24 protein-coding genes are annotated in these 24,902 nt (G+C 66.5%); 23 read left to right on the plus strand and 1 reads right to left on the minus strand.

Annotation, left to right across the window (positions count from 1 at the left end):
* Nucleotides 1-4 precede the first annotated feature (4 nt).
* The 7 genes from rsmD (at nucleotide 5) to mutM (ending at nucleotide 4,470) form a co-directional block, all read left to right on the plus strand.
* Nucleotides 5-571 carry a 16S rRNA (guanine(966)-N(2))-methyltransferase RsmD gene (rsmD, locus tag R4P95_RS07395; protein ID WP_317746506.1) on the plus strand — a complete coding sequence of 189 codons (567 nt, stop codon included), beginning with the start codon at nucleotides 5-7 and terminating at the stop codon, nucleotides 569-571.
* Nucleotides 568-1,059 carry a pantetheine-phosphate adenylyltransferase gene (coaD, locus tag R4P95_RS07400; RefSeq protein WP_213571650.1) on the plus strand — a complete coding sequence of 164 codons (492 nt, stop codon included), beginning with the start codon at nucleotides 568-570 and terminating at the stop codon, nucleotides 1,057-1,059. The genes rsmD and coaD overlap by 4 nt, the downstream gene beginning before the upstream one ends.
* A 108-nt stretch (nucleotides 1,060-1,167) precedes the next feature.
* Nucleotides 1,168-1,941, plus strand: a complete 774-nt coding sequence (locus tag R4P95_RS07405) for a DivIVA domain-containing protein (RefSeq protein ID WP_109335185.1) — start codon at nucleotides 1,168-1,170, stop codon at nucleotides 1,939-1,941.
* 83 nt (nucleotides 1,942-2,024) lie between these two features.
* Nucleotides 2,025-2,636, plus strand: coding sequence for a YceD family protein (locus tag R4P95_RS07410; RefSeq protein WP_284707201.1), 612 nt, complete (start codon nucleotides 2,025-2,027; stop codon nucleotides 2,634-2,636).
* A gap of 2 nt (nucleotides 2,637-2,638) precedes the next feature.
* The gene (gene rpmF, locus R4P95_RS07415) at nucleotides 2,639-2,821 is read left to right on the plus strand and encodes a 50S ribosomal protein L32 (RefSeq protein WP_109330985.1); all 183 of its coding nucleotides are present in this window, start codon (nucleotides 2,639-2,641) and stop codon (nucleotides 2,819-2,821) included.
* A 19-nt stretch (nucleotides 2,822-2,840) separates the two neighbouring features.
* Nucleotides 2,841-3,599 (plus strand): ribonuclease III, encoded by a 759-nt coding sequence (gene rnc, locus R4P95_RS07420; protein WP_159926122.1) that lies wholly within the window; start codon nucleotides 2,841-2,843, stop codon nucleotides 3,597-3,599.
* A complete protein-coding gene (mutM, locus tag R4P95_RS07425; protein WP_159926124.1) occupies nucleotides 3,592-4,470 on the plus strand; it encodes a bifunctional DNA-formamidopyrimidine glycosylase/DNA-(apurinic or apyrimidinic site) lyase in 879 nt (292 codons plus the stop codon). Before rnc ends, mutM begins: the two co-directional genes overlap by 8 nt.
* Here mutM and R4P95_RS07430 read toward each other — a convergent pair.
* Nucleotides 4,412-5,083 carry a pyridoxamine 5'-phosphate oxidase family protein gene (locus R4P95_RS07430; RefSeq protein WP_213571651.1) on the minus strand — a complete coding sequence of 224 codons (672 nt, stop codon included), beginning with the start codon at nucleotides 5,081-5,083 and terminating at the stop codon, nucleotides 4,412-4,414. The two genes, mutM and R4P95_RS07430, sit on opposite strands and share 59 nt — an antisense overlap.
* A gap of 167 nt (nucleotides 5,084-5,250) precedes the next feature.
* Here R4P95_RS07430 and R4P95_RS07435 point away from each other — a divergent pair, with 167 nt between their 5' ends.
* The 16 genes from R4P95_RS07435 (at nucleotide 5,251) to R4P95_RS07510 (ending at nucleotide 24,811) form a co-directional block, all read left to right on the plus strand.
* Nucleotides 5,251-5,691 (plus strand): OsmC family protein, encoded by a 441-nt coding sequence (locus R4P95_RS07435; RefSeq protein WP_109330977.1) that lies wholly within the window; start codon nucleotides 5,251-5,253, stop codon nucleotides 5,689-5,691.
* Nucleotides 5,691-6,620: a hypothetical protein gene (locus R4P95_RS07440; RefSeq protein ID WP_317746619.1), complete on the plus strand. Its 930-nt coding sequence runs from the start codon at nucleotides 5,691-5,693 to the stop codon at nucleotides 6,618-6,620. Before R4P95_RS07435 ends, R4P95_RS07440 begins: the two co-directional genes overlap by 1 nt.
* A gap of 1 nt (nucleotide 6,621) precedes the next feature.
* Nucleotides 6,622-6,897, plus strand: coding sequence for an acylphosphatase (locus tag R4P95_RS07445; RefSeq protein ID WP_109330975.1), 276 nt, complete (start codon nucleotides 6,622-6,624; stop codon nucleotides 6,895-6,897).
* A gap of 22 nt (nucleotides 6,898-6,919) precedes the next feature.
* Nucleotides 6,920-10,525, plus strand: a complete 3,606-nt coding sequence (smc, locus tag R4P95_RS07450; RefSeq protein ID WP_317746507.1) for a chromosome segregation protein SMC — start codon at nucleotides 6,920-6,922, stop codon at nucleotides 10,523-10,525.
* A gap of 67 nt (nucleotides 10,526-10,592) precedes the next feature.
* Nucleotides 10,593-12,008, plus strand: a complete 1,416-nt coding sequence (ftsY, locus tag R4P95_RS07455) for a signal recognition particle-docking protein FtsY (RefSeq protein WP_213571653.1) — start codon at nucleotides 10,593-10,595, stop codon at nucleotides 12,006-12,008.
* Between the two features lie 224 nt (nucleotides 12,009-12,232).
* Entirely contained in the window at nucleotides 12,233-13,552 is a 1,320-nt protein-coding gene (locus tag R4P95_RS07460) for an ammonium transporter (RefSeq protein ID WP_284707283.1), read from the plus strand.
* Between the two features lie 4 nt (nucleotides 13,553-13,556).
* Nucleotides 13,557-13,895 (plus strand): P-II family nitrogen regulator, encoded by a 339-nt coding sequence (locus R4P95_RS07465; RefSeq protein WP_005240467.1) that lies wholly within the window; start codon nucleotides 13,557-13,559, stop codon nucleotides 13,893-13,895.
* Nucleotides 13,885-16,428 (plus strand): [protein-PII] uridylyltransferase, encoded by a 2,544-nt coding sequence (locus R4P95_RS07470; RefSeq protein WP_213571654.1) that lies wholly within the window; start codon nucleotides 13,885-13,887, stop codon nucleotides 16,426-16,428. Before R4P95_RS07465 ends, R4P95_RS07470 begins: the two co-directional genes overlap by 11 nt.
* Nucleotides 16,429-16,504: 76 nt before the next feature.
* Nucleotides 16,505-18,088: a signal recognition particle protein gene (ffh, locus tag R4P95_RS07475; RefSeq protein WP_159926136.1), complete on the plus strand. Its 1,584-nt coding sequence runs from the start codon at nucleotides 16,505-16,507 to the stop codon at nucleotides 18,086-18,088.
* 4 nt (nucleotides 18,089-18,092) lie between these two features.
* Nucleotides 18,093-19,178 carry an amidohydrolase family protein gene (locus tag R4P95_RS07480; RefSeq protein WP_213571655.1) on the plus strand — a complete coding sequence of 362 codons (1,086 nt, stop codon included), beginning with the start codon at nucleotides 18,093-18,095 and terminating at the stop codon, nucleotides 19,176-19,178.
* 179 nt (nucleotides 19,179-19,357) lie between these two features.
* Nucleotides 19,358-19,819, plus strand: coding sequence for a 30S ribosomal protein S16 (gene rpsP / locus R4P95_RS07485; RefSeq protein ID WP_159926140.1), 462 nt, complete (start codon nucleotides 19,358-19,360; stop codon nucleotides 19,817-19,819).
* Entirely contained in the window at nucleotides 19,816-20,058 is a 243-nt protein-coding gene (locus R4P95_RS07490; RefSeq protein WP_005240479.1) for an RNA-binding protein, read from the plus strand. Before rpsP ends, R4P95_RS07490 begins: the two co-directional genes overlap by 4 nt.
* 13 nt (nucleotides 20,059-20,071) lie before the next feature.
* Nucleotides 20,072-20,617 carry a ribosome maturation factor RimM gene (gene rimM, locus R4P95_RS07495; RefSeq protein ID WP_208963556.1) on the plus strand — a complete coding sequence of 182 codons (546 nt, stop codon included), beginning with the start codon at nucleotides 20,072-20,074 and terminating at the stop codon, nucleotides 20,615-20,617.
* A 10-nt stretch (nucleotides 20,618-20,627) separates the two neighbouring features.
* Nucleotides 20,628-21,320: a tRNA (guanosine(37)-N1)-methyltransferase TrmD gene (trmD, locus tag R4P95_RS07500; protein WP_213577897.1), complete on the plus strand. Its 693-nt coding sequence runs from the start codon at nucleotides 20,628-20,630 to the stop codon at nucleotides 21,318-21,320.
* Nucleotides 21,321-21,468: 148 nt separating this feature from the next.
* On the plus strand, nucleotides 21,469-23,784 hold the full coding sequence (locus tag R4P95_RS07505; protein WP_317746508.1) for a Tex family protein: 2,316 nt from the start codon (nucleotides 21,469-21,471) through the stop codon (nucleotides 23,782-23,784).
* Between the two features lie 121 nt (nucleotides 23,785-23,905).
* A complete protein-coding gene (locus tag R4P95_RS07510) occupies nucleotides 23,906-24,811 on the plus strand; it encodes a hypothetical protein (RefSeq protein ID WP_159927606.1) in 906 nt (301 codons plus the stop codon).
* The last annotated feature ends 91 nt before the right edge of the window (nucleotides 24,812-24,902 follow it).

Raw genomic sequence — 24,902 nt, forward strand, 5'->3', positions numbered from 1 at the left:
TTCGATGACCCGCATCATCGCGGGGCTCGCGGGCGGCCGACGCCTGCGGGTCCCGCCGAGCGGGACCCGGCCCACCTCGGACCGGGTCCGTGAGGCGTTGTTCAGTGCCCTGCACAGCCGGATGGATCTCGAGGGCGCCTCGGTTCTCGACCTGTACGCAGGTTCGGGGGCCCTGGGGCTCGAGGCGCTCTCGCGGGGCGCTGATCGTGTCCTGCTCGTCGAATCGGATGTGAAAGCTGCGGGGGTCATCTCGCGGAATGTGAGTGCGGTGGGATTGCCGGGTGCAGCGGTGCGGACGGCTCCGGTGTCCGCGGTGCTGGCCGGCACCGCCGATCGCGTGTACGACCTGGTTCTCGCGGATCCGCCGTATGCGGTGGATGACGGCGCGGTGCAGACGGTTCTGAGTGATTTGCGGGGGCACGGCTGGGTGGCCGACGGGTCGATCGTGGTCCTGGAGCGCTCGTCGCGGTCACCGGAGACGTCGTGGCCGGAGGGCTACGCGCCCGTCAAGGCGAAGAAGTACGGCGAGGCTCGGATCGAGCTGGCGACCTGCTACGGTCTGGACTCATGACTGGCGCTGTCTGCCCCGGATCCTTCGACCCTGTGACCAATGGTCATCTCGACGTAATCGGCAGAGCTGCCGCGCAGTTCGACGAGGTCATCGTCACGGTGATGATCAACAAGAGCAAGCGTGGCCTCTTCACGGTAGAAGAGCGGATCGAGATGCTCGAGGATTCCATCAGTGCACTGCCGAACGTGCGAGTCAGTTCCTGGCACGGCCTGCTCGTGGATTACGCAAAGCAGCAAGGGATCACAGCGATCGTCAAGGGTCTACGTGGCGCCAACGACTTCGACTACGAACTGCAGATGGCGCAGATGAACCAGAAACTCACTGGCGTCGATACGTTGTTCATTCCCACCAACCCTGCCTACAGCTACCTCTCCAGCTCACTGGTCAAGGAAGTGGCCACCTTCGGCGGCGACGTCACGGGAATGCTGCCCGAGAAAGTGCACGCCCGTCTGCTGACGAGGATCGCCGAGCGGGCCGCCGAGAGCTGATACCCGACACACCGGCCGTCACGGCACACCACTGGCGTCCCCATCCGGCAGACTTGCACGAAGAAGGCTGCGCCGACCTGCTGAGGTCATGAAAGATTGGGGTTGCTCGTGTACCGGGTTTTCGAGGCGCTCGACGAACTTGTCGCGATTGTCGAAGAGGCACGCGGTGTGCCTATGACCGCAGGCTGTGTGGTCCCACGCGGCGATGTTCTCGAATTACTCGACGATGTGCGCGATGCCATTCCCGGTGAACTCGACGACGCCCAGGACGTGCTGGACCACCGCGACAAGCTGGTCGGTGACGCCAGGTCCAACGCTGAAAAGACAGTCGCCAGCGCCAACGCCGAAGCTACGTCGACGATCGAGAATGCACGGGACGACGCCGATCGTATTCTCGCGGACGCAAAAGCTCAGGCCGACAGGATGGTCGCGGAGGCGCGTGCGCACGCCGAACAGCTGGTCGCCGACGCAGAGGCAGAATCCGAGGCGACCATCGCCGAGGGCCAGCGCGAGTACGACACTCTCACCACCCGCGCCCGGTCCGAGGCCGATCGCATGATCGAGGCAGGGAAGGCGTCGTACGAGCGCTCCGTCGCCGAAGGCACCGCCGAGCAGGAACGCCTGGTATCCCAGACCGAGGTCGTGCAGCAGGCGCATGCCGAATCCGCGCGGGTGATCGACGCCGCACACGCCGAATCCGACCGGCTCCGGTCCGACTGTGACCTGTATGTCGACACGAAACTCGCCGAGTTCGAGGAGTTCCTGTCCGGCACTATTCGCTCCGTCGGACGGGGACGCCAGCAGCTGCGGACGGGTTCGGGCGTGCCCGACTACGCTTCCGACTACGACGCAGACGACCGGCGGGCCGAGCGCCGCCGCTGACCGGCATTTGGATCATCCACGCCGATTGCGTATCGTGGAGTGGTTGCCCAAAGTCGTTCTCCTCATCTCGAAAGTGAAGTGTCTTGTCAACCCATCGCCGCAGCTCATCGCGTTCCCGTAGGGACGCGGATTTCGTGCTGGACACGGTCAAGCTAGGCCGTCGTCCTGGTTCGATGCGCACCGTCGAACGGGTGGTGACGGCGCCGCGGCGCATCGGACTCGACATGATTGCAATCGAGGAGGGATCGGAGATTGATCTCGATCTCCGCCTGGAAGCCGTGTCCGAGGGCGTTCTGGTCACCGGTTCCGTCAGCGCCGACACCGTCGGCGAGTGCTCGAGATGCCTCGAGCCGTTCAGCGGATCTGTCGATCTCAGCCTCACCGAGCTGTTCGCCTACCCGGACAGCGCCACCGAGGAGACCACGGACGAGGATGAGATTTATCGCGTCGAGGACGACGAGATCGACCTCGAGCCCGTCATCATCGACGCGGTCGGACTCGCGCTTCCTCTGCAGCCGCTCTGTAGCGACGACTGCCAAGGACTGTGCCCAGAATGTGGCGTTCGCCTGGCGATTGCCGAATCTGGCCATGGGCATGACATACTTGATCCTCGCTGGGCTGGTCTTGCAGCCAAATTTGGCGTGGAATCAGATCCCAGCAAGAATCTTGTGAACAACGAAGCCGAGGAGAAGTAGAAGTGGCTGTCCCCAAGCGCAGAATGTCGCGATCCAACACGAGGTCGCGTCGCAGCCAGTGGAAGACCACTGTGCCCACCCTCGTTACCTGCCCCAACCGTGGCTGCGGCGAGAAGACGCTGCCCCACATCGCGTGCCCGTCCTGCGGCACATACAAGGGCCGCCAGGTCACTGCCGCCGTCTAGTTCGCCACGGAGAGGCGTCGTGACGAGCGACATCAGTAATACACCCGCCGGCGGCGAGGAGGATCATGCTTCCCTCCTCGCCGCTCTCGGCGTAGAAATCGAACCTTCGCTGCTCACGTTGGCGTTGACCCACCGCTCGTATGCCTACGAGAACGGTGGCCTTCCCACCAACGAGCGACTCGAGTTCCTCGGCGACTCCGTGCTCGGAGTCACCATCACCGAGCAGCTGTACCTTGCGCATCCGCAGAAGTCCGAGGGCGACCTCGCGAAGATCCGGGCGAGCATCGTCAACATGCATGCGCTCGCCGAGGTGGCTCGTGCACTCGGTGACGGCGGGCTGGGAGCGCATCTGCTCCTCGGCAAGGGCGAGGAGATGACCGGCGGGCGCGACAAGCCGAGCATCCTGGCGGACGGCATGGAGTCGATACTCGGGGCGATCCATCTGCAGCACGGGATCGAGACAGCGCGTCGAGTGGTACTCGACCTGTTCAGCGACCTACTCCAACGCGCTCCGCGTCTCGGCGCAGGGCTCGACTGGAAGACGAGCCTGCAGGAACTCACAGCGGAACGTGGTGTCGGTGTGCCCTCATACGAGATCACCGCAACGGGACCGGACCACGACAAGGAATTCACCGCCACCGTCGTGGTGGGCGGCAAGGCGTTCGGTGTCGGAATCGGCAGATCCAAGAAGGAAGCCGAGCAGAAGGCCGCGAGTACCGCGTGGAACGCTCTGTCCGACGGTGGTCCGGACGTAGCAGCCGACGACGTCAGTGCCTGAACTACCCGAGGTCGAGGTAGTTCGCCGCGGACTCGAACGGCACATTGTCGGAGCTTCGATCGATTCGGTCGACGTCCTGCACCCCCGTGCGATCCGGCGGCATCTTCTGGGCGCAGCGGATCTCGCCGGCCAGCTCACCGGCGAGCGAATTGCGCGAGCTGACCGCCGCGGAAAGTACTTGTGGCTGGTCCTCGAGCCCAGTGCCGTCGCGCTCGTGGTCCACCTGGGGATGAGCGGGCAGATGCTCGTGCAGCCACCCGAGGCCGTCACCGAGAAACATCTGCGCATTCGGGCGCGGCTCGATTCCGGGCTCGATTTGCGGTTCGTGGATCAGCGCACCTTCGGCGGATGGGCGCTCGCGCCTCTGGTCGATGTCGACGGCTCGCTCGTCCCCGATTCGGTTGCGCACATCGCCCGGGATCCACTGGACACGAGATTCGACTCTGCGGCGACCGTTACGGTGATGCGCCGCAAGCACACCGAGATCAAACGTGCTCTTCTCGACCAGACGGTGGTGTCGGGAATCGGGAACATCTACGCCGACGAGGCCCTGTGGCGCGCGCAGATCCACGGGACCCGCCTCACCGATCGATTGACTGCTGCGACCCTCCGCCAGCTGCTCGGGGCCGCTCGAGAAGTCATGCGCGAAGCCCTGGATCAGGGCGGCACGTCCTTCGATGCCTTGTACGTGAACGTGAACGGCGAGTCCGGTTACTTCGATCGATCGCTGTCCGCATACGGGCAGGAGGATCGTCCCTGCCCGCGGTGCGGCACTGCAATTCGTCGTGAGAAGTTCATGAATCGCTCGTCGTTCAGCTGCCCGAGGTGCCAGCCTGCGCCGCGGCGAAGTCCGCCGAAACGCCCTGCCTGAGCTCTTCATCGTGTCGCAGAGTCGATTTGGCCTCGAAATAGTCGCCGCCCTTGCGCTTGACGTCGTCCGTGCCCCACTCCCGGTGGTGCGGTACGGGTGCCATCCGGGGAATGTGCTTGCGGCAGTGGATATACGCCTCCTCCACGTCCACGACGACCCATCGCTCGGGCACCCGTCCCTTGGTGTGATCTGCTGGTAGATCCGAGATCTCGGAACGCAGGTCCGCGTCTTCCACGATCCGGGCGGAACCGTTGACGTGCAAGCCGATCAGGTCATGGACGAAGTCCACGAGGATGATTCCCACGTGTGGGTTTTCCCGGATGTTGCCGAGACTCGCCATCACTCCGTTGCCACGATATTCCGGATACGCCACCGTCTTCGGATCGATGACGTGCATGAAACCGGGTGCGCCGGCGCGCAAGCTGTTGTCACATTCGCCGGATGCGTCGGCGGTAGCGACGAACGCGAGTTCCTGGCGGCCGACGAAATCGATCATCGTCGGATTGAGGTGGTCGAGCACCTGGTCAGAGTAGAATTTCACGGCGCGATCCTCGGTGCCGTACTCGACTTGAAGGGTTCGCTCACCCGCGCTACCGATCTGGCCCATCTGCATTGCCCCGCTTACGTGTCGGTGTCATTGGTCGGTTCACCCTACGGTGCACCGATCGACCGTGCCGTGCTTCGGTGCCTGCAAATCCACAGCCCGCCTTACGACTGCCCGTCGGGAGGATGGACGCCCACGGTGCAGGTCCGTCGGCCCCGAGTGGCAGGATTGTGCGCATGGCAGAACAGACTTCCGACACGCCGGCCACGACCTCGTTGTGGGTCGAGCGAACGGGCACCCGCCGCTACACGGGACGCAGCTCACGCGGCGCCGAGGTCCTGATCGGCTCGGAGGGCGTCGAAGGTGTATTCACTCCGGGTGAATTGCTGAAGATCGCGCTCGCGGCGTGCAGCGGGATGAGTTCTGATTTCCCTCTCTCTCGACGGCTGGGTGACAACTACGACGCCACGATCCGGGTGTCGGGTGCGGCCGACCGGGAGAACGAGGTGTACCCGCAGTTGGACGAGGTCCTCGAACTGGACCTGAGCGAGCTCGACGCTGCCGCGCAGGAGCGTCTCGTCGCGCTGGTGGAGCGCTCGATCGACAAGGTATGCACCGTGGGCCGGACTCTGAAGACGGGAACGAAAGTCACACTGACCATCGAAAGCGACGCATGATGCGGCGTGAGCTGACCGCCCTCGCCGGAGGGCTGGTATTGAGCGCCGGCCTTCTCGTGGCCGCGCCCGCTGCTGCCGGACCGGCGTTCACGCCGCCGGTCGGAGTGTGCACGCCCTGGTCGGTGTCCGAAGTGGTCTCCGGCGCGGGCATCCTCGAGAACCTCGCATTCGACGGGGCGGGAACGATGCTGGTGTCCCGGACCGGTCTCGTCGGCGGCGGCGCCCTGGACGGTGTGGAGCCGGACGGAACGGTCCGCTCGATCGTGCCCGATGTCGACGCGCCGGGCGGAATCGCGATGCATGGCTCCGACGCCTACTTCGCCACCGGAAATTCGTTCTCCGCAGGAGTTGCCGGGACGGAAAGTGGAACGATAGACGTCGTGAATCTCGACACCGGGGATACGCACACGGTGGCCAAGGGACTCGTCATGCCGAACGGGCTGGTGCGGCTCGGGAACGGCGACCTCCTCACCGCGCGGAATCTGGGGTCGGGCGCAGGAGTGACCCGTGTTCCGGCCGCGGATCCACACACACCCGAAGTGGTGCGTACCGACCTGGGAACCGTCGACGGCCTCGCTGCCCACGACGGGAACATCTACACGGTGACGACGTTCGATACGGCCACCACGTTGCGCATTCTGCGAGAGGACGACCTGACCGGCCCGGTGGTGTCGATACCGTTGCCAGGGGCCGGTCCGCTCAATGCCGCTGACGATCTCACCGTAGGACCGGACGGCATCGTGTACGTCGCGTACAACGGCGGCGGCAAGGTGGTGCGCGTCGATCCGGCGACCGGGGAGAGTTGCGCACTCGCGTCCGGGCTCCCGCTGGTGTCGTCGGTGCGGTTCGGCGCCGGGCCGGGCTGGAACGCGGACGCGCTGTACGTGACGAGTTTCACCGGAACCATTTACCGACTGGAACGGCCGTGACATGACGACGGAACGACTGACAGCGTGGGTTCACGGGTACGTGCAGGGCGTGGGCTTCCGGTGGTGGACGCGCGCGCGGGCGCTGGAACTCGGTCTCGTCGGTTATGCGGCGAACCAGGCGGACGGCCGGGTGCTGGTGATAGCCGAGGGCCCGCGCGACAAGCTGGACGCGCTGCTCGCACTCCTGCGTTCGGGCAACACACCGGGCACCGTGGACCTGGTGGTCGAGCAATGGGATTCCGCTCGCGGAGACGTCACCGGGTTCGTCGAACGGTGAACCGAAGGTAAAGTCGTCCGTCATGCATCTGAAGAGTCTGACGCTGAAGGGATTCAAATCCTTTGCGTCCGCAACGACTCTGCGATTCGAACCCGGTATCACGTGCGTCGTGGGACCCAATGGATCGGGTAAGTCCAACGTGGTCGATGCCCTCACCTGGGTGATGGGGGAGCAGGGCGCGAAGGCCCTGCGCGGCGGCAAGATGGAGGACGTCATCTTCGCGGGCACGGCGGGCAGGGCGCCGCTGGGCCGCGCCGAGGTCACGCTGACCATCGACAACTCGGACGGCGCACTCCCCATCGACTACTCCGAGGTCTCGATCACCCGTCGAATGTTCCGCGACGGTGCAGGCGAATACGAGATCAACGGCAGTTCCTGCCGGCTGATGGATGTGCAGGAATTGCTCAGCGACTCCGGCATCGGACGGGAAATGCACGTCATCGTCGGGCAGGGGCGTCTGGCGTCCATCCTCGAGTCGCGGCCCGAGGACCGGCGTGCGTTCATCGAAGAAGCAGCGGGAGTGCTCAAGCACCGCAAACGTAAAGAGAAGGCCGTCCGCAAGCTCGACTCCATGCAGGCCAACCTCGCCCGGCTCAACGATCTGACGGCCGAGTTGCGTCGACAGCTCAAGCCACTGGGGCGGCAGGCGGAGGTGGCTCGGCGCGCGCAGACCGTGCAAGCCGACCTTCGCGATGCCAAGCTGCGGCTCGCTGCCGATGACCTGGTGACCCGCCGGGCGGAGCTGGCGAATCAGGCGCAGGACGAGAAGAGAGCCCGTGAGCAGCACGATGCCGTCACCGAGGCACTCGACGAGGCCACTCTCGAGCTCGGCCGTCACGAGCAGGAGCTGTCGCGGCTGACGCCGGGCGCCGAGGCGGCAGCCCAGACGTGGTTTCGGTTGTCCGCCCTCGCTGAGCGCGTCAATGCCACCATTCGGATCGCGCGCGAACGGGCACGGCATCTCGATTCGGAGCCTTCGGCACATCGCGGTCAGGATCCCGACGAGATGGAGGCGCGTGCCGATCGGCTCGCCGCGGAGGAACAAGAACTGGCCGAGGCCGTCGAGATGGCGCGCGCGGCACTCGACGCGGCCAAGGAGCAGCTCGCCGCGGGGGAGGAGGCTGCCGCCGAAGCGGAACGCGCGCACATGGCCGCCGTCCGTGCCATCGCCGATCGCCGGGAGGGGCTTGCCCGGCTGTCGGGCCAGGTCGACACCCTGCGGACTCGCGCCGACTCGGTGGACGCCGAGGTGTCGCGGTTGACGATGGCGATCGAGGAAGCCAGGGCGCGCGGCGACGCCGCGCAAGCCGAGTTCGAAGTGGTCCAGGACGAGATCGGTGACCTCGACGCGGGGGAGGTCGGACTCGACTCCCACCACGAGCGAGCGGTCGAAGCGCTGCGCCTGGTCACCGAGCGTGTCACCGAACTGCAGAGCGCCGAACGCGCGGCAGGTCAGGAAGTGGCATCGCTTCGCGCCCGGATCGACGCCCTGTCGATGGGACTCGAACGCAAAGACGGGGCAGGCTGGCTCGTCGAGAATCGCCGCGATGACGGCATTGCGGGACCGCTCGGCGGCCTCATCACCGTAGAGAAGGGGTACGAAGGCGCGGTCGCAGCGGCGTTGGGTCCGGCAGCCGATGCCGTCGTCGCCGACTCACTCGATGCGGCCCGCGCAGCGGTCGGCGCGCTGAAAGATACCGACAGCGGACGGGCCGCTCTGGTGGTCGGAAGTGACCGGATTCCCTCGTCCGGTGCCTCGCTCGCCCTCGGCGCTCGTTGGGCGGCCGACGTCATCGAGTGCCCTGCCGAGCTCCGAACAGGCCTGTTCGCGCTCCTCGCCGGTGTAGTTGTGGTCGACTCGATCGACGACGCCGTCGAGATCGTCGACTCGGCACCGGAACTGCGCGCCGTCACCCGGGACGGAGACCTGCTCGGTGCCGGGTGGATCAGTGGCGGTTCGGACAGGCAGCCCAGCACTCTCGAGGTTCAGGCCGCGATCGACAACTCGGTGAGCGATCTGGCTCATGCCGAACGGCGTGCCGAGGAATTGTCCGCGGCGTTGTCGGGAGCGCTTGCCGAACAGGTCGCCCGACAGGAGAACGCCGAGCAGACCCTCGCCGCCCTCAACGAGTCCGACGCCGCGATGTCCGCCATCTACGAGCGGCTCGGCCGCCTCGGGCAGGCGGCTCGTGCGGCACATGCCGAATCCGATCGCCTCACCCGGCAGCGGGAGAAGGCGGAAAGCGGGCGCGAGGAGACCCTGGCGGCTCTCGCCGAACTCGAAGAGCGGCTGCGCCTGGCTGAGCACGACGCCACGCCCGGCGGCGCCGAATCGGGTGGGTCCGACTCCACGAGCTACGAGCGCGAGATGGCGGCCGCGGCGCTCGCCGAAGTGCGCGCCGTCGAGGTGGAGGCCCGGCTCGCGGTTCGCACGGCCGAGGAGCGGGCGGAGTCGGTGCGAGGAAAGGCGGATTCGCTGCGCCGGGCAGCGCAGGTGGAACGCGACGCCCGGGCGCGTGCGGAACGTGCGATGAAGGCGCGGCAGAACGCTGCCGCTGTCGCGGCTGCGGTGGCCGAATCGGGACAGCGGGTGGCCGACCATCTCGGCGAGGTGGTCGCAGCGGCGATGGCGCACCGCGACGAACTCGCCCGGTCGCGCACCGAGCGGACCGAGCAGCTCGAGCAGGTCAAGGAGAAGGTGCGTCAGTTGACGGCACAGCTCGCTTCACTGACCGACGCCGTCCACCGCGACGAGGTGGCCCGTGCCCAGGCCGCGACGCGCATCGAGCAGCTCGAGGAATCGATCCTCGAACAGCACGGCATCGGGTTGGACGACCTGATCGCCGAATACGGGCCGGATGTGCCGTTGCCGCCCTCGCCGCTGGAGGTGGAGGAGTACGAGCAGGCGAAGGAGCGGGGGGAGCAGGTCACGATGCCTGCGCCAATTCCCTACGACCGGGCTGCGCAGGAGCGTCGCGCGAAGCGTGCGGAGAAAGATCTGGCGACACTCGGCAAAGTCAACCCGCTGGCCCTCGAGGAGTTCGCGGCACTCGAGGAGCGGTACAACTTCCTGTCGACTCAGCTCGAAGACGTCAAGACAGCCCGCAAGGACCTGCTCGGTGTCGTCGCCGATGTGGACGCCCGGATCCTGCAGGTGTTCACCGAGGCGTACGCCGACGTCGAACGGGAGTTCGTGCAGGTGTTCGCGAAATTGTTCCCCGGTGGTGAAGGTCGGTTGGTGCTCACCGACCCGTCCGACATGCTGACGACCGGCATCGAGGTCGAGGCCCGTCCGCCCGGAAAGAAGGTCAAACGACTGTCGTTGCTGTCGGGTGGGGAGAAGTCACTGACCGCGGTCGCCATGTTGGTCGCGATCTTCCGGGCCCGGCCGTCACCCTTCTATGTGATGGACGAGGTCGAGGCCGCGCTGGACGACACCAACCTGCGTCGTCTCATCGGCTTGTTCGAGCAGCTGCGGGAGAAGTCGCAGCTGATCGTCATCACCCACCAGAAGCCGACGATGGAAGTTGCGGACGCTCTCTACGGTGTGAGCATGCGCGGTGACGGCATCACCACCGTCATCTCCCAGCGTCTGCGGGGTCAGGACATGGCAGCCGCCGGGACCTGATCTGGGGTTCGGTGGGAGCCCTCGCACGTGGGAAGGCACTGCGCGGGCGAAACCGGAGCCTGAAACAATGGGCGACGTGACTACCGGAGCCTGGATTGCCATCGCGGCCGCATTGGCCGTTCTTCTCGTCGTTCTCGTTGTCGGATCAGTGCTGTACCGGCGACGCCGGATCTCCCTGAAGGCGCCCGACACGCCACAGATCGCCGCGGAGAAGGACCGGTCGGGCGGCTATCGGGCAGGCACCGGTTTCAGTTTCAGTGAAGGGTCGACGGCGACTGCTCCGCCGCGTGAACCCGCGCCGGCGCCACGACCCCCGGCCCCGACACCGGCGCCCACTCCCGAGGTGGTCCCGCCCGCGAAGCCGACGACGACGCCGGACGAGGTGATTCCGGCTCCCGAAAAGCCCGCGGACACGGATTCCGTGATCACACCCGAGCCCGTGGTCGCGCCGGAACCCGTGGTCGCATACGAGCCGGTGGTCGCACCCGAACCCGTGGTCGCACCTGAGCCGGTGGTCACGCCGGAACCGGCAGCGCCGCCCGTGCCCGCGCTCGACGAGATCGCCCCGACCGAGGGCCGACTCGACCGCCTGCGCGGTCGGCTGTCCCGCTCTCAGTCCGCTGTCGGGAAGAGTCTGCTGGGCCTGCTCGGTGGCGGCGACCTCGACGAGGATTCGTGGGAAGAGGTCGAGGACACTCTTCTGATCGCGGACCTCGGCTCGGCGACCACCACGAAGGTGGTCACCGCGCTGCGTGAGCAGATGGCGGCGCGGAGCGTCCGTACCGAGGCAGACGCGCGGGCACTGCTGCGCGAAGTGTTGATCGCTGAGCTACGGCCCGAGCTCGATCGATCGATTCGTGCGCTGCCGCACGATGACCACCCTGCGGTCCTCTTGGTCGTCGGAGTCAACGGCACCGGCAAGACGACCACCACCGGCAAGCTCGCGCGTGTTCTCGTTGCCGACGGCAGACGCGTCCTGCTGGGGGCAGCGGACACGTTCCGCGCCGCGGCTGCGGACCAGCTCCAGACGTGGGCGGAACGCGTGGGCGCCGAGGTGGTTCGGGGCAAGGAAGCAGCGGATCCGGCTGCCGTCGCATTCGATGCCGTGTCGAGGGGCATCGAGAACGGCGTGGACGCCGTGCTGATCGACACCGCGGGCCGCCTCCACACCAAGACAGGATTGATGGACGAGCTCGGCAAGGTGAAGCGGGTGATTGAGAAGAAGGCGTCGGTGGACGACGTGCTTCTGGTACTCGATGCGACGATCGGCCAGAACGGTCTGGCGCAGGCACGCGTGTTCGCCGAGGTCGTCGACATCACCGGAGTGGTGCTCACGAAGCTCGACGGCACGGCCAAGGGTGGCATCGTCTTTCAGGTGCAGCACGAACTCGGTGTTCCGGTGAAGCTCGTCGGACTCGGCGAAGGCGCCGACGATCTCGCCCCGTTCGAGCCGGGTGCATTCGTCGACGCCCTGCTGGGCTGAGCGGAACGACCTCACAAAACCTGGAATTGCCGCGACGAAACCTGTACGCAACACAAATGGGTGATGCGTTCACCTGCGCGAAACAGTGCAGTGGCACGGCTGAAACACCGCATGAGCACCCTTCTTCTCAGGTCGTCAGCCAGCAACGGGCTGGGCTGAGAAGGAGGAGGCTCAAGGTGGATTTCCCCACTATCGGTGCACCGGACACCGGGGACACAGCGTGGATGCTGACCAGCGCCGCGCTCGTGTTGCTCATGACTCCGGGTCTTGCGTTCTTCTACGGCGGCATGGTTCGTGCCAAGAGCGTGCTGAACATGGTCATGATGAGCGTCAGCGCCATGGGCGTCGTCGGCATCCTCTGGGTGCTCTACGGCTATTCCATCGCGTTCGGTGAAGACCAGTCGAACCTCTTCGGTGACCCGTTCCAGTACTTCGGCTTGAAGGGACTGATCGGCGGCTCGTACCTCGCGGAAACCGATGACGCCGGTTCGGTCATCGCCGATTCGGCGATCCCCCTCGTCGGAACGATTCCCGCGACGGTCTTCGTGGCCTTCCAGGCCATGTTCGCCATCATCACCGTTGCACTGATCTCGGGTGCCGTCGCAGATCGCCTGCGCTTCGGTCCCTGGCTGCTGTTCGCCGGCCTCTGGGCGACGGTCGTGTACTTCCCGGTGGCGCACTGGGTCTTCGCCTTCGACGGCGTCACCGCCGAGACCGGTGGCTGGATCGCCAACAAACTCGCCGCCATCGACTTCGCCGGTGGTACGGCCGTGCACATCAACGCCGGCGCCGCCGGACTCGTCCTCTGCATCATCCTCGGGAAGCGCCGCGGCTGGCCGGGCACGCCCTTCCGCCCGCACAACCTGACCTTCGTGATGCTCGGCGCAGGCCTGCTGTGGTTCGGCTGGTTCGGCTTCAACGCAGGTTCTGCCGTCGGCGCCAACGGAATTGCCGGAGCGACCTTCATCACGACCGTCGTCGGAACGTGTGCAGCGATGCTCGCGTGGCTTCTCGTCGAACGCATCCGCGACGGGCATGCGACCACCCTCGGTGCCGCGTCCGGAATCGTGGCCGGTCTGGTTGCCATCACCCCCTCCTGCTCGTCCGTGAACGTCCTCGGCGCGTTGGCGATCGGTGTTGTCGCCGGTGCCCTCTGCGCACTCGCCGTCGGGCTCAAGTACCGCTTCGGCTTCGACGATTCACTCGACGTGGTGGGAGTGCACCTCGTCGGCGGCATCGTCGGAACTCTGATGGTCGGACTCGTCGCAACCACAGAGGCACCCGCGGGCGTCGACGGACTGTTCTATGGTGGAGGTTTCGATCAACTTTGGCGTCAGGCAGTGGGCGCCGGAGCAGTACTGCTTTACTCGCTCGTCGGTACGGCCATCGTTGCGTTGATCGTGAAGTTCACCATCGGTCTGCGGGTCAGCGACGAGGGTGAATCACTGGGAGTGGATGAGTCGGAACACGCAGAAACGGCTTACGATTTCGCTGCACTCGGCGGAAATTCGTCAACCGCTCGCGTGTCCGGCAAGGAGGGATGAGGAAATGAAGCTGATCACCGCAATTGTCAAGCCGTTCACTCTCGAGGACGTCAAGACGGGACTCGAGCAGGCGGGCGTCCTCGGAATGACCGTCAGCGAGGTCCAGGGTTACGGCCGCCAGAAAGGTCACACCGAGGTCTACCGCGGGGCCGAGTACTCGGTCGATTTCGTACCGAAGGTTCGAGTCGAGGTCGTCGTGGACGATGCGGCAGTGGACAAGGTCGTCGAGGTGATCGTCGAAGCAGCCCGCACCGGAAAGATCGGTGACGGCAAGGTGTGGGTGTCACCCGTCGAGTCGGTCATCCGGGTACGCACCGGGGAACGCGGCGCGGATGCGCTCTGACCCCAACGGGTCCGGTAAGACCGGCCCTGGTCCCGTCGCGAAGGCGACGGAACCAGGGCCGGTTGCGTCAGGCGGATCGAACGAAGCTGCGGACCTGGCCCGCGCACGCCGACAGCTCCTCAGCGGCGGTTCGGAGAGCACCCCGGGGGCGAGGGGAGGACACGGCCGAAGGCTCGACGCGCCTGCGCTCCGGCACGCCCTCGTCGACCTCCACGAATTCTGGCTGACGACGAAAGGCGCCGAACTCGGTATCAAGCCCGACTGCGGGTTCGCGCTCGTCGCGGTCGGCGGGCTCGGCCGCCGCGAGCTGCTGCCTTACTCGGACCTCGATCTCGTGCTCCTCCACGACGACATGGATCCCGCCGTGGTGTCGCGGGTTGCGGACCAGCTCTGGTATCCGCTGTGGGACGCGCACATCAAACTCGACCACAGTGTCCGCACCATCCCGCAGGCGTTGCAGGTCGCATCCACGGATATCACTGCCGCACTGGGGATGCTCGAGGCGCGGCACATCGTCGGCGACGTCGAATTGAGCAACCTGCTCATCAGCGGCGTCCGGCGCCAATGGCGCACCGACATCCGCAACCGCTTCGACGAGCTGATCGCCCAGACCAGGTCGCGGTGGGAACGTAGCGGCGAAATCGCCCATCGCGCCGAACCGGACCTCAAGAGCGGTCGCGGTGGACTGCGGGACGTACAGCTGCTCAACGCGCTGTCCATTGCGCAGCTCACCGACGGCATGCCCGGACTCGGACCCGAATCGCCCGGTGGGGGACTCGCATTGGCGCATCGTCGTCTCCTCGACGTGCGTACCGAGCTGCACCGGGTCGCGGGACGCCCCCGTGACCAGCTGCGGGCCCAGGACGCCGACGAGATCGGCGCGGCGCTGCGGATCGGGGATCGTTTCGATCTGGCCCGCATGCTCAGCGACGCCGCCCGCACCATCAGCTACTCGGTGGATGTCGGGGTGCGGACGGCGGGAAATGCCCTGCCCCGCCGTGGTCTCGCGCGACTGCGGAGGCCGCCTGTGCGGCGACCTCTCGACGAGGGTGTGGTCGAGCATGCCGGCGAAGTGGTTCTGGCGCGCGATGCCCGGCCCGGCAAGGACCCCGGTCTCGTCATGCGGGTGGCGGCAGCGTCGGCCACCACAGGCATGCCGATGTCCGCTTCGACGCTGAACCGCCTGGCCGACCACGCGCCGGAACTGCGGGAACCATGGCCCAAGGAGGCGGTCAACGACCTTCTGGTCCTCCTCGGCTCGGGAAGCAGGGCCGTCGCCGCGATCGAAGCGCTCGACCGTACGGGACTGTGGGGGCGGCTTCTGCCGGAGTGGGGAGCCGTCCGCGACCTACCGCCGAGGGACGCCGTGCACACGTGGACGGTGGATCGTCATCTCGTCGAAACCGCGGCGTACGCGAGCGGTTTCACCACGCGCGTCGCCCGGCCCGACCTGCTGATGCTCGGCGCTTTGCTCCACGACATCGGGAAGGGGCGGGGAGGTGACCACAGCGTCGTGGGAGCCGAACTGGCGATCCAGATCGGTAAGCGGCTCGGGCTGTGGCCGTCGGACATCGCGACGTTGACGGCGATGGTGCGCCATCACCTGCTGTTGCCGCAGACCGCGACCCGACGCGACCTCGACGATCCGGAAACGGTGGAACGGGTCGTGGAGGCGCTCGGCGGGGACGGGGTACTCCTGGAGCTGCTGCACGCGTTGGCCGAGGCCGATTCGCTCGCGACGGGTCCCGGCGTGTGGGGCGACTGGAAGTCGTCGCTCATCGGGGAGCTGGTCCGCAGGTGCCGCATGGTCATGGCGGGTGAGGATCTTCCCGCGCCGGATCCGCTCGATCCGGAACATGTCGCGCTGGCGGCGGGCGGTGGGGTCCATGTCGCGCTGAACCCGGCCGACAGTCCCCACACCTACGTGGTCACCGTGATCGCCCCCGACGAGCGCGGACTGTTGTCGAAAGCCGCCGGAGTGCTTGCGCTGCATTCCCTTCGGGTCTATTCGGCCTCGTTGGGCAGCTCCGGCGATTCAGCCGTCAATTCCTTCGTCGTGTCCCCGCGCTTCGGAGCACCGCCGCAGGCAGGGCTGCTCCGGCAGGAGTTGATCCGAGCGCTGGCCGGCGAACTGGACCTGCTGGAGATGCTCACGGCCAAGGAGGACGAGGCCCGCGAGAGCCAGCGCGTCGCGGCGGAGGAAGAGCGGGGAGACGCCGTTCCCGTGTTGTATGCGCAGGCCCCGCCGCGGGTCCTCTGGTTCGACACCGCGGTCCCCGGCGAGGTGATTCTCGAACTGCGTGCGGAAGACAGGCTGGGTCTCCTGTGCCGGCTGGCCGCCGCGTTCGACACCTGCGGCGCGGACGTCCGGTGGGCGAAGGTGACGACGCTGGGATCATCGGTCGTCGACTCGTTCTGCCTCGATGTCGGTGATCACGACACGCGGGCGAGCAGGGAAGAGGTCGAGCGCGCCATCCTCGGCGTCGTTCCGCTGCCGAAGCCGAAGAAGCAGGAGGGCAGCGGGCGGGAGTGATCGGCCGGACCGGAGCGGTTACGCTGGTGCCCGAGAATATCCACCGCATACTCGCACGACTTCAGGAGCGCACTCGGTGTTCGAATCCCTTTCCGACAGGTTGACCGGAGCCCTCAAGGATCTGCGTGGCAAGGGTCGCCTTTCCGGGGCCGACATCGACGCCACGTGTCGTGAGATCCGGTTGGCTCTGCTCGAGGCGGACGTCGCGCTGCCCGTGGTGCGCGCGTTCATCGCGAGGATCAAGGAGCGGGCCAAGGGCGTCGAGGTGTCCGCGGCGCTCAATCCGGCGCAGCAGGTCGTCAAGATCGTCAACGAGGAACTCGTCGGGATCCTCGGCGGTGAGACCCGTCGACTTGCGTTCGCCAAGACACCGCCGACCGTGATCATGCTCGCCGGTCTGCAGGGTTCGGGTAAGACCACTCTCGCCGGCAAGCTCGCCAAGTGGCTGCGCGATCAGGGGCACACCCCACTGTTGGTGGCGTGCGACCTGCAGCGTCCGGGTGCTGTCACCCAGCTGCAGATCGTCGGTGAACGCGCAGGCGCCGCCGTGTTCGCGCCCCACCCGGGCACGTCGATCGGCGGCGGTGACAACCCGCTCGGGATCACCGCGGCAGACCCGGTCGAAGTCGCGCGGTCCGGTATCGACGAGGCCCGCAACAAGCAGTACGACGTCGTCATCGTCGACACCGCGGGGCGCCTGGGTATCGATGCAGATCTGATGGCGCAGGCCGCGGGCATCCGCGATGCTGTCGATCCGGACGAAACTCTCTTCGTTCTCGACGCGATGATCGGCCAGGATGCGGTCAGTACCGCCGAAGCCTTCCGTGAAGGCGTCGGATTCACGGGTGTCGTGCTCACCAAGCTCGACGGTGACGCCCGCGGCGGCGCGGCTCTGAGCGTCCGTGAGGTCACCGGACAGCCCATCCTCTTCGCCTCCACGGGTGAGAAGCTCGAGGACTTCGACGTCTTCCACCCCGACCGGATGGCCAGCCGCATCCTCGGCATGGGTGACGTCCTCAGCCTCATCGAGGCGGCCGAGCAGCACTTCGATGCCGAGCAGGCCGAGGCCACCGCGCAGAAGATCGGCTCGGGGCAGCTGACCCTCGAGGACTTCCTCGAACAGATGATGGCCGTCCGCAAGATGGGGCCCATCGGCAACCTCCTCGGGATGCTTCCCGGCGCCGGTCAGATGAAGGACGCCCTCGCCAACGTCGACGAGAAGCAACTCGACCGGGTGCAGGCCATCATCCGGGGCATGACACCGGCGGAGCGCGAAGACCCCAAGATCATCAACGCTTCGCGCAGGCTGCGGATCGCCAATGGCTCGGGCGTCAAGGTGTCCGACGTCAATCAGCTCGTCGACCGCTTCTTCGAAGCCCGCAAGATGATGGCGGCGATGGCCGGTCGGATGGGCATGCCCGGATCCCGCAAGCCGCAGCGCAGCAAGAAGGGCAAGAAGGGCAAGAAGGGCGGGAAGGGTCCGACGCCGCCGAAGGTGCGCGGAGGATTCCCCGGGGGCATGCCGGGTGGTTTCCCCGGAATGCCCGGTGGCCTTCCGGCAGGCATGCCGGATTTGTCGAGCATGCCGAAGGGGCTGGACGAGCTACCGCCCGGTCTCGAAGGCATCGACCTGTCGCAGTTGAAGCTGCCGAAGAAGTAGAGCGATGAGCGCACTGCACTTGCGGGGTATCGGCCTGCCCGGCGAACAGCCCGTCGAATACTGGGTGGATCAAGGGGTCGTTTCCACCGAGCCGATCGCCGGTGCCGAGACCATCTGTGATTCGGGGTGGATCGTTCCCGGACTGGTCGATGCGCACTGCCATGTCGGCATCAAGTTCGGCGGCGGCGGTGGTGAGAGCATCGAGGGGCTGATCGCGCAGGCGGAGACCGAGCGCGATGCCGGTGTCCTCCTGATCCGCGACGCCGGGTCTCCCGTGGACACCCGATTCCTCGACGAGCGGGTCGACCTGCCGCGAATCGTCAGGGCAGGTCAGCACATTGCCGCGCCCAAGCGATACATTCCGGGGCTGCCGGTAGACCTCGAGGACGAGGAGCAGTTGCCGGCCGAGGTTGCGCGGCAGGCGCGCGCCGGTGACGGCTGGGTCAAGCTGGTCGGTGACTGGATCGACAGGTCGATCGGTGACCTCGCACCCTTGTGGAGCGACGACATTCTGGTGGAAGCCATCGCCGCCGCCCACCGGGAAGGCGCACGTGTCACGGCCCACGTCTTCGCCGAGGACGCGCTTCCCGGTCTGATCAACGCCGGTATCGACTGCATCGAGCACGGTACGGGGCTCACCGACGAGACGATCGAGCTGATGGTGGGGCACGGCACTGCCCTCGTCCCGACGCTCATCAACATCGCTACCTTCCCCGAGATCGCCGACTCTGCGACGCGGTACCCGGTGTACGCGGCTCATATGCGGGACCTGCACTCGCGGGTGAAAGACACCATCGGCGCGGCCCACGAGGCCGGGATTCCGATTTACGCGGGCACCGATGCCGGCGGATCCATCGTGCACGGCCGGATCGCCGACGAGGTCGAGGAGCTCAAAGCCGTCGGGCTGTCGCCGACCGACGCGCTCGGCGCTGCGTGCTGGAACGCCCGGACCTGGCTGCGGCATCCCGGGCTGGAACCGGGCGCACCCGCGGATCTGCTCGTCTACCGGGACGACCCACGTACCGGAAGCGACGCCCTCGCCGCACCCGACATCGTGGTGCTGCGCGGAAATGTCGTCAAGACGCGATGACCTGGTTTTACCCTGACGGTGCTCGTCTGGCAGAATGATCCGCTGTTCGTCGCATCCGGTTCCGTACCGCGCGGCGGTCACAGGTGAGAGGCAAAACCGGACGCACTATTCCTGTGCGTCGCTGAATTGCACGTGACAATGTGTGCACTTGGTGTGCGCACCGAAGGAGAAGTACAGCAGTGGCTGTCAAGATCAAGCTCACCCGGCTCGGCAAGATCCGGAACCCGCAGTACCGCATCGTCGTTGCCGACGCCCGCACCCGTCGCAACGGCCGCGCGATCGAGACCATCGGCAAGTACCACCCCAAGGAAGAGCCCTCGCTGATCGACATCGATTCCGAGCGGGCGCAGTACTGGCTGGGCGTGGGCGCGCAGCCCACCGAGCCCGTCGAGGCACTCCTGAAGATCACCGGCGACTGGCAGAAGTTCAAGGGCCTGCCGGGTACCGAGGGCACTCTCCGTGTCAAGGAAGCCAAGCCGTCCAAGCTGGAGCTGTTCCAGGCTGCGCTGGCGCAGGCCGAGAACGAGCCGGTGTCCGAGGCCATCACCCCGAAGAAGAAGAAGGCCAAGGCCGATGACGCCGAGGCTGCTGCCGACGCGTCGGGTGCAGAGGCCGAGAACTCCGAGGCTGCTGACAAGTGAGTGCCGTCGTCGCCGATGCCGTGGAGCACCTCGTTCGTGGCATCGTCGCCAATCCCGACGACGTTCGTGTCGAGCTGATCACCGGGCGTCGGGGGCGCACTGTCGAGGTTCACGTCAATCCTGACGACCTCGGCAAGGTCATCGGACGTGGCGGTCGCACAGCGACAGCGCTGCGCACGTTGGTCTCCGGTATCGGTGGCCGCGGGATCCGTGTCGACGTCGTCGACACCGATCAGTAGCGGCCGCACAGCTGTGGAGCTCGTCGTCGGCCGTGTCGCCAAGTCACACGGCATCAAAGGGGAAGTCGTCGTCGAGGTTCGCACCGACGAACCCGAACAGCGTTTCGCTCTCGGTGCCGTGCTGCGGGGACGGAAGCCGCGCGAGCAGAAGCTCACCACGTACACGGTAGAAGCCGCCCGGGAGCATTCCGGGCGGCTTCTGCTGCGCCTCGAGGGTGTAGCGGATCGTGCTGCCGCCGATGCGTTGCGCGGCACGCTCTTCGTCATCGACAGTGCGGAACTCGAACCGTCCGAGGACCCGGACGAGTTCTACGATCACGAACTCGAGGGCCTTGCCGTTCGGCTGGCGGACGGCACTCCGGTGGGTACCGTCGTCGAGGTACTGCATTCGGCGGCAGGCGAACTCCTGTCCGTCCGTCGTGAGGGGGCGCCGGAATTACTCGTTCCGTTCGTCGCCGCGATCGTGACCTCGGTGTCCGTTGCGGACGGTGTCGTCGAGATCGACCCACCGGAAGGGTTGCTCGACCCCGACTTCGGTGAATCTCCTGTCGGCGAATGAGCCGGTAACCATGCGTCTCGACGTGGTTACCATCTTCCCGGAGTACCTCGAGCCCCTTCGCGCTGCCCTGCTCGGCAAGGCGATCGACAAGGGACTCCTCTCGGTAGACGTGCACGATCTGAGGAACTGGACGCACGACGTCCACAAAGCTGTCGACGACTCGCCCTATGGCGGCGGCCCCGGAATGGTCATGAAACCCAGTGTGTGGGGACCGGCCCTGGATGACGTCCTCGCCCGGGGCGGGGACGACGCCGACACACTTCTGGTGGTCCCCACACCGGCGGGCGTCCCCTTCACCCAGGCGACGGCGGAACGCTGGGCAGGGGAGCGCCACATCGTTTTCGCCTGTGGGCGATACGAAGGCATCGACCAACGAGTCATCGACGACGCTGCCCGGCGCGTGCGGGTCGAAGAAGTCAGCATCGGCGACTACGTCCTCATCGGGGGTGAGGCGGCAGTACTCGTCATGGTCGAGGCCTTCGTCCGGCTGGTCCCCGGTGTCCTGGGCAATCAGCAGTCACACCAGGAAGATTCGTTCAGCGACGGGCTCCTCGAAGGGCCGAGCTACACCCGGCCTGCCACGTGGCGCGGACTCGACGTCCCACCGGTGCTCTTGTCGGGTGACCACGCCAAGATCGCGCAGTGGCGCCACGAGCAATCGTTGCAGCGCACCGCGGAGCGCCGGCCGGACCTGTTGCCCTGAGTCAGCCCAGCGGCTGTCCCCGGTCGTCGATGCCCCGCGCACCGGATCTGTCCCCGGAGGCGACGGCCGGCATGAAACGCCGCTTTCGCACTCCCGACCGCCTCACCGCCGACGAGGGTGTCCCCCGGTAGCGGTAGGGTCCATTTTTGTGACTCTGAAGACCGTGAACCAACGCATTGCCGAGGAGCTCGACGTCCGGGAGGGACAGGTCGCGGCCGCCGTGGACCTCCTCGACGGCGGGGCCACCGTTCCCTTCATTGCCCGTTACCGCAAGGAAGTCACCGGAACCCTCGACGACGCTCAGCTTCGCCAGCTCGAAGAACGGCTCCGCTACCTGCGTGAGCTCGACGAACGGCGTGTCGCGGTACTCGAGTCGATCGACTCGCAAGGCAAGCTCGACGACCAGTTGCGCGGACAGATCATGACGGCCGAGACCAAGGCTCGGCTCGAAGACATCTATCTGCCCTTCAAGCCGAAGCGGCGCACCAAGGCGCAGATCGCCCGCGAGGCGGGTCACGAGCCTGTCGCCGATGCGCTGATCACAGATCCCGCTACCGACCCCGCGTCCTACACGGCCGAGCAACTCGAGGGTGCGCGAGCGATTCTCGTCGAGCGTTTCGCCGAGGACGCCGATCTGGTGGGTGATCTGCGCGAGCTGATGTGGACGCGCGGCAAGCTGGTTTCCGTCGTCCGCAAGGGCAAAGAGACAGAAGGCGCGAAGTTCGCCGACTACTTCGAGTTCTCCGAGCCGTTCACCACCCTCCCCTCGCACCGAATCCTTGCCGTGCTGCGTGGTGAGAAAGAAGAGGTACTGACGCTCGCGCTGGCTCCGGACAGGGATGAGCCGGTTCCCGGTGAACCGACCGTCTACGAGGGCCGAATCGCGAGCCGGTTCGGGATCGCCGACCGTGGCCGGCCGGCCGACAAGTGGTTGCTCGACACGGTGCGGTGGGCGTGGAAGACGAAGCTGCTCGTCACGCTGGGCATCGACGTCCGGATGAGGTTGCGTCAGTCGGCAGAGAAGGACGCTGTCGACGTCTTCGCCAACAATCTCCGCGACCTGTTGCTCGCGGCGCCGGCAGGCACCCGCGCCACGATGGGTCTCGACCCGGGTTTCCGTACCGGAACGAAGGTGGCCGTCGTCGACGCGACCGGCAAGGTAGTTGCGCACGACACCATCTACCCGCACCAGCCCCACAACAAGTGGGACGCCGCGCTCGCCACCCTTGCCGACCTGGTGGCTCGCCACGGCGTGGAGTTGATCGCTATCGGAAACGGCACCGCATCGCGTGAGACCGACGCGCTCGCCACCGAACTGATCGCGAAGTCCGGTGCCACCAACCTCACCAAGATCGTGGTGTCCGAGGCCGGCGCGTCGGTGTACTCGGCATCCGCGTACGCGTCGCAGGAACTGCCTGACCTCGACGTCTCCATCCGCGGCGCCGTGTCGATCGCCCGTCGACTGCAGGACCCCCTCGCGGAGTTGGTGAAGATCGACCCCAAGTCGATCGGTGTGGGGCAGTACCAGCACGACATTTCGGAGACGCTGCTCGCCCGGTCCCTCGGCGCTGTGGTCGAGGACGCGGTGAACGCGGTCGGTGTCGATGTGAACACGGCGTCCGTGCCGTTGTTGTCCCGCGTGTCCGGTATCGCAGGCTCCCTGGCCGAGAGCATCGTCGCGCACCGGGACCAGAATGGCCCGTTCCGGAGCCGCAAGGGACTCAAGGATGTCGCTCGACTCGGGCCCAAGGCGTTCGAACAGTGCGCCGGCTTCCTCCGTATTCCCAACGGCGACGATCCGCTCGATGCGTCCAGCGTGCACCCGGAGGCGTACCCGGTGGTGCGCAAGATCGTCGGCGCCAGCGGCAGCGGTGTGCGCGACGTCATCGGCAACACGGCGGTTCTCCGCAGCCTCAATCCCGCAGACTTCGTCGACGACCGCTTCGGACTGCCCACGGTCACCGACATCATCAGTGAGCTGGAGAAGCCCGGGCGCGACCCGAGGCCGGAGTTCAAGACGGCGACGTTCGCCGCGGGCATCGAAAAAGTGGCGCACCTGAAGCCCGGGATGACACTCGAAGGAGTGGTCACCAACGTGGCAGCGTTCGGCGCCTTCGTCGACATCGGCGTGCACCAGGACGGTCTCGTCCATGTCTCCGCCATGTCTCACAACTTCGTGAAGGACCCGCGCGACGTCGTGAAGTCGGGCGATGTGGTGAAGGTGAAGGTGCTCGAGGTGGACGAGGCGCGGCAGCGCATCGGGCTGACATTGCGGCTCGATGACGAGGTGGGCGCGGCGGCGCGCAAGAGCGAGGGCCAGCGCGGCGGGGGACAACGGCAGGATCGCCGCGGGGGCGGTAAGCCCCAGCAAGGTGGCCGCGAACGCGGCGGCCGGGATGCGCGCCCGGCCCCCGCCGGTGGCTCGATGGCGGATGCTTTGCGGAAGGCAGGCTTCGGCAAGTAATCAGCACCGTGTCTGATCAGCACCGTGTCTGATCAGCACCGTGTCTGATCAGCACCGTGTCGGGCACGAGCATTCGCTTTTCGATGGAGTGACCAGTTCTTTGCTGGGATAGTGGATGTCCATGTACGAATGGCTGGATCGGGAGATCGTCGGGCACGGGCGCCTGCCCCTGCTCTTCTTCCTGCTGGGGTTTCTCGGGGCCTTCCTCTTCATTCGACTGAGCGTCCGGATGATCCGCGCGGAGGTGTCGTGGTGGCCGGGGAATGTCAAGCCCGGCGGGCACCATGTGCACCACGTTGTCTTCGGTGTAGTCACCATGCTGATCTCGGGTGTCGCGCTCGTCGCCGTCTACGTGGACGGGACACAGACCACCGGCGCGGTGCTCGCCACCTTCTTCGGAATCGGCGCCGCACTGGTGCTCGACGAGTTCGCACTGATCTTCTATCTGCAGGACGTGTACTGGGCCGACGAGGGGAGGGCGTCGGTGGACGCCGTCTTCGTGGCGATCGCCGTCACAGGCCTGCTGCTGCTCGGACTCCGACCGCTCGAGTTGATGGACGTCACCAGCTTCCGCGACTCACCCGACCCGTGGGTCCGGGTGGCGATCGGCGTGCTCTCCGTGGTCAATCTGCTCATCGCCGGCGTGGTGCTGCTCAAAGGGAAAATTTGGACCGGGCTGCTGGGTCTGTTCATTTTTCCGATCCTCTTGGTCGGCGCCATCCGGTTGAGCAGGCCGAGCGCGCCGTGGGCCCGCTGGCGATACACCAGCAAGCCCAAGCGGATGCTTCGCGCGCTCGAGCGCGAACGGAAATTGCGCCGACCGGTGATCCGGGCCAAGATCTTCGTGCAGGACTTCATCGCGGGGACCCCGAGCGCCGAGCACGTGAAGGAAGCTGCCGAGCACGCCAAGGTGGCCGCGGAGGCGGAACTCGACGAGGTGGTGCATCCGGCGCCCCCGCCGATTTCGTCACGCGCGGTCGCGTCTGGCACAATGGACGGGTTGCCTGGACCAGGCAGCATTACGTGAACTGGGCACGAACCAGACGAGCAACGGCGTTCCTCGAACGTTCGGGTGCCGCTCGGTTCCTCTGCTCCTGCGAATACGCAAGGATGGAACA

Source organism: Rhodococcus sp. IEGM 27 (genome assembly GCF_033142305.1).
Lineage (GTDB): Bacteria > Actinomycetota > Actinomycetes > Mycobacteriales > Mycobacteriaceae > Rhodococcus_F > Rhodococcus_F oxybenzonivorans.

Excerpts from the sequence above, each read along its gene's own strand:
- R4P95_RS07435 (WP_109330977.1), top strand. The coding sequence starts at position 5,251 with ATGGCAGAACAGACTTCCGACACGCCGGCCACGACCTCGTTGTGGGTC.
- R4P95_RS07460 (WP_284707283.1), top strand. The coding sequence starts at position 12,233 with ATGCTGACCAGCGCCGCGCTCGTGTTGCTCATGACTCCGGGTCTTGCG.
- R4P95_RS07510 (WP_159927606.1), top strand. The coding sequence starts at position 23,906 with ATGTACGAATGGCTGGATCGGGAGATCGTCGGGCACGGGCGCCTGCCC.
- R4P95_RS07445 (WP_109330975.1), top strand. The coding sequence starts at position 6,622 with ATGACGACGGAACGACTGACAGCGTGGGTTCACGGGTACGTGCAGGGC.
- ftsY (WP_213571653.1), top strand. The coding sequence starts at position 10,593 with ATGGGCGACGTGACTACCGGAGCCTGGATTGCCATCGCGGCCGCATTG.
- R4P95_RS07480 (WP_213571655.1), top strand. The coding sequence starts at position 18,093 with ATGAGCGCACTGCACTTGCGGGGTATCGGCCTGCCCGGCGAACAGCCC.
- coaD (WP_213571650.1), top strand. The coding sequence starts at position 568 with ATGACTGGCGCTGTCTGCCCCGGATCCTTCGACCCTGTGACCAATGGT.
- R4P95_RS07470 (WP_213571654.1), top strand. The coding sequence starts at position 13,885 with ATGCGCTCTGACCCCAACGGGTCCGGTAAGACCGGCCCTGGTCCCGTC.
- smc (WP_317746507.1), top strand. The coding sequence starts at position 6,920 with ATGCATCTGAAGAGTCTGACGCTGAAGGGATTCAAATCCTTTGCGTCC.
- trmD (WP_213577897.1), top strand. The coding sequence starts at position 20,628 with ATGCGTCTCGACGTGGTTACCATCTTCCCGGAGTACCTCGAGCCCCTT.
- R4P95_RS07440 (WP_317746619.1), top strand. The coding sequence starts at position 5,691 with ATGCGGCGTGAGCTGACCGCCCTCGCCGGAGGGCTGGTATTGAGCGCC.
- R4P95_RS07430 (WP_213571651.1), bottom strand. The coding sequence starts at position 5,083 with ATGCAGATGGGCCAGATCGGTAGCGCGGGTGAGCGAACCCTTCAAGTC.
- R4P95_RS07465 (WP_005240467.1), top strand. The coding sequence starts at position 13,557 with ATGAAGCTGATCACCGCAATTGTCAAGCCGTTCACTCTCGAGGACGTC.
- rsmD (WP_317746506.1), top strand. The coding sequence starts at position 5 with ATGACCCGCATCATCGCGGGGCTCGCGGGCGGCCGACGCCTGCGGGTC.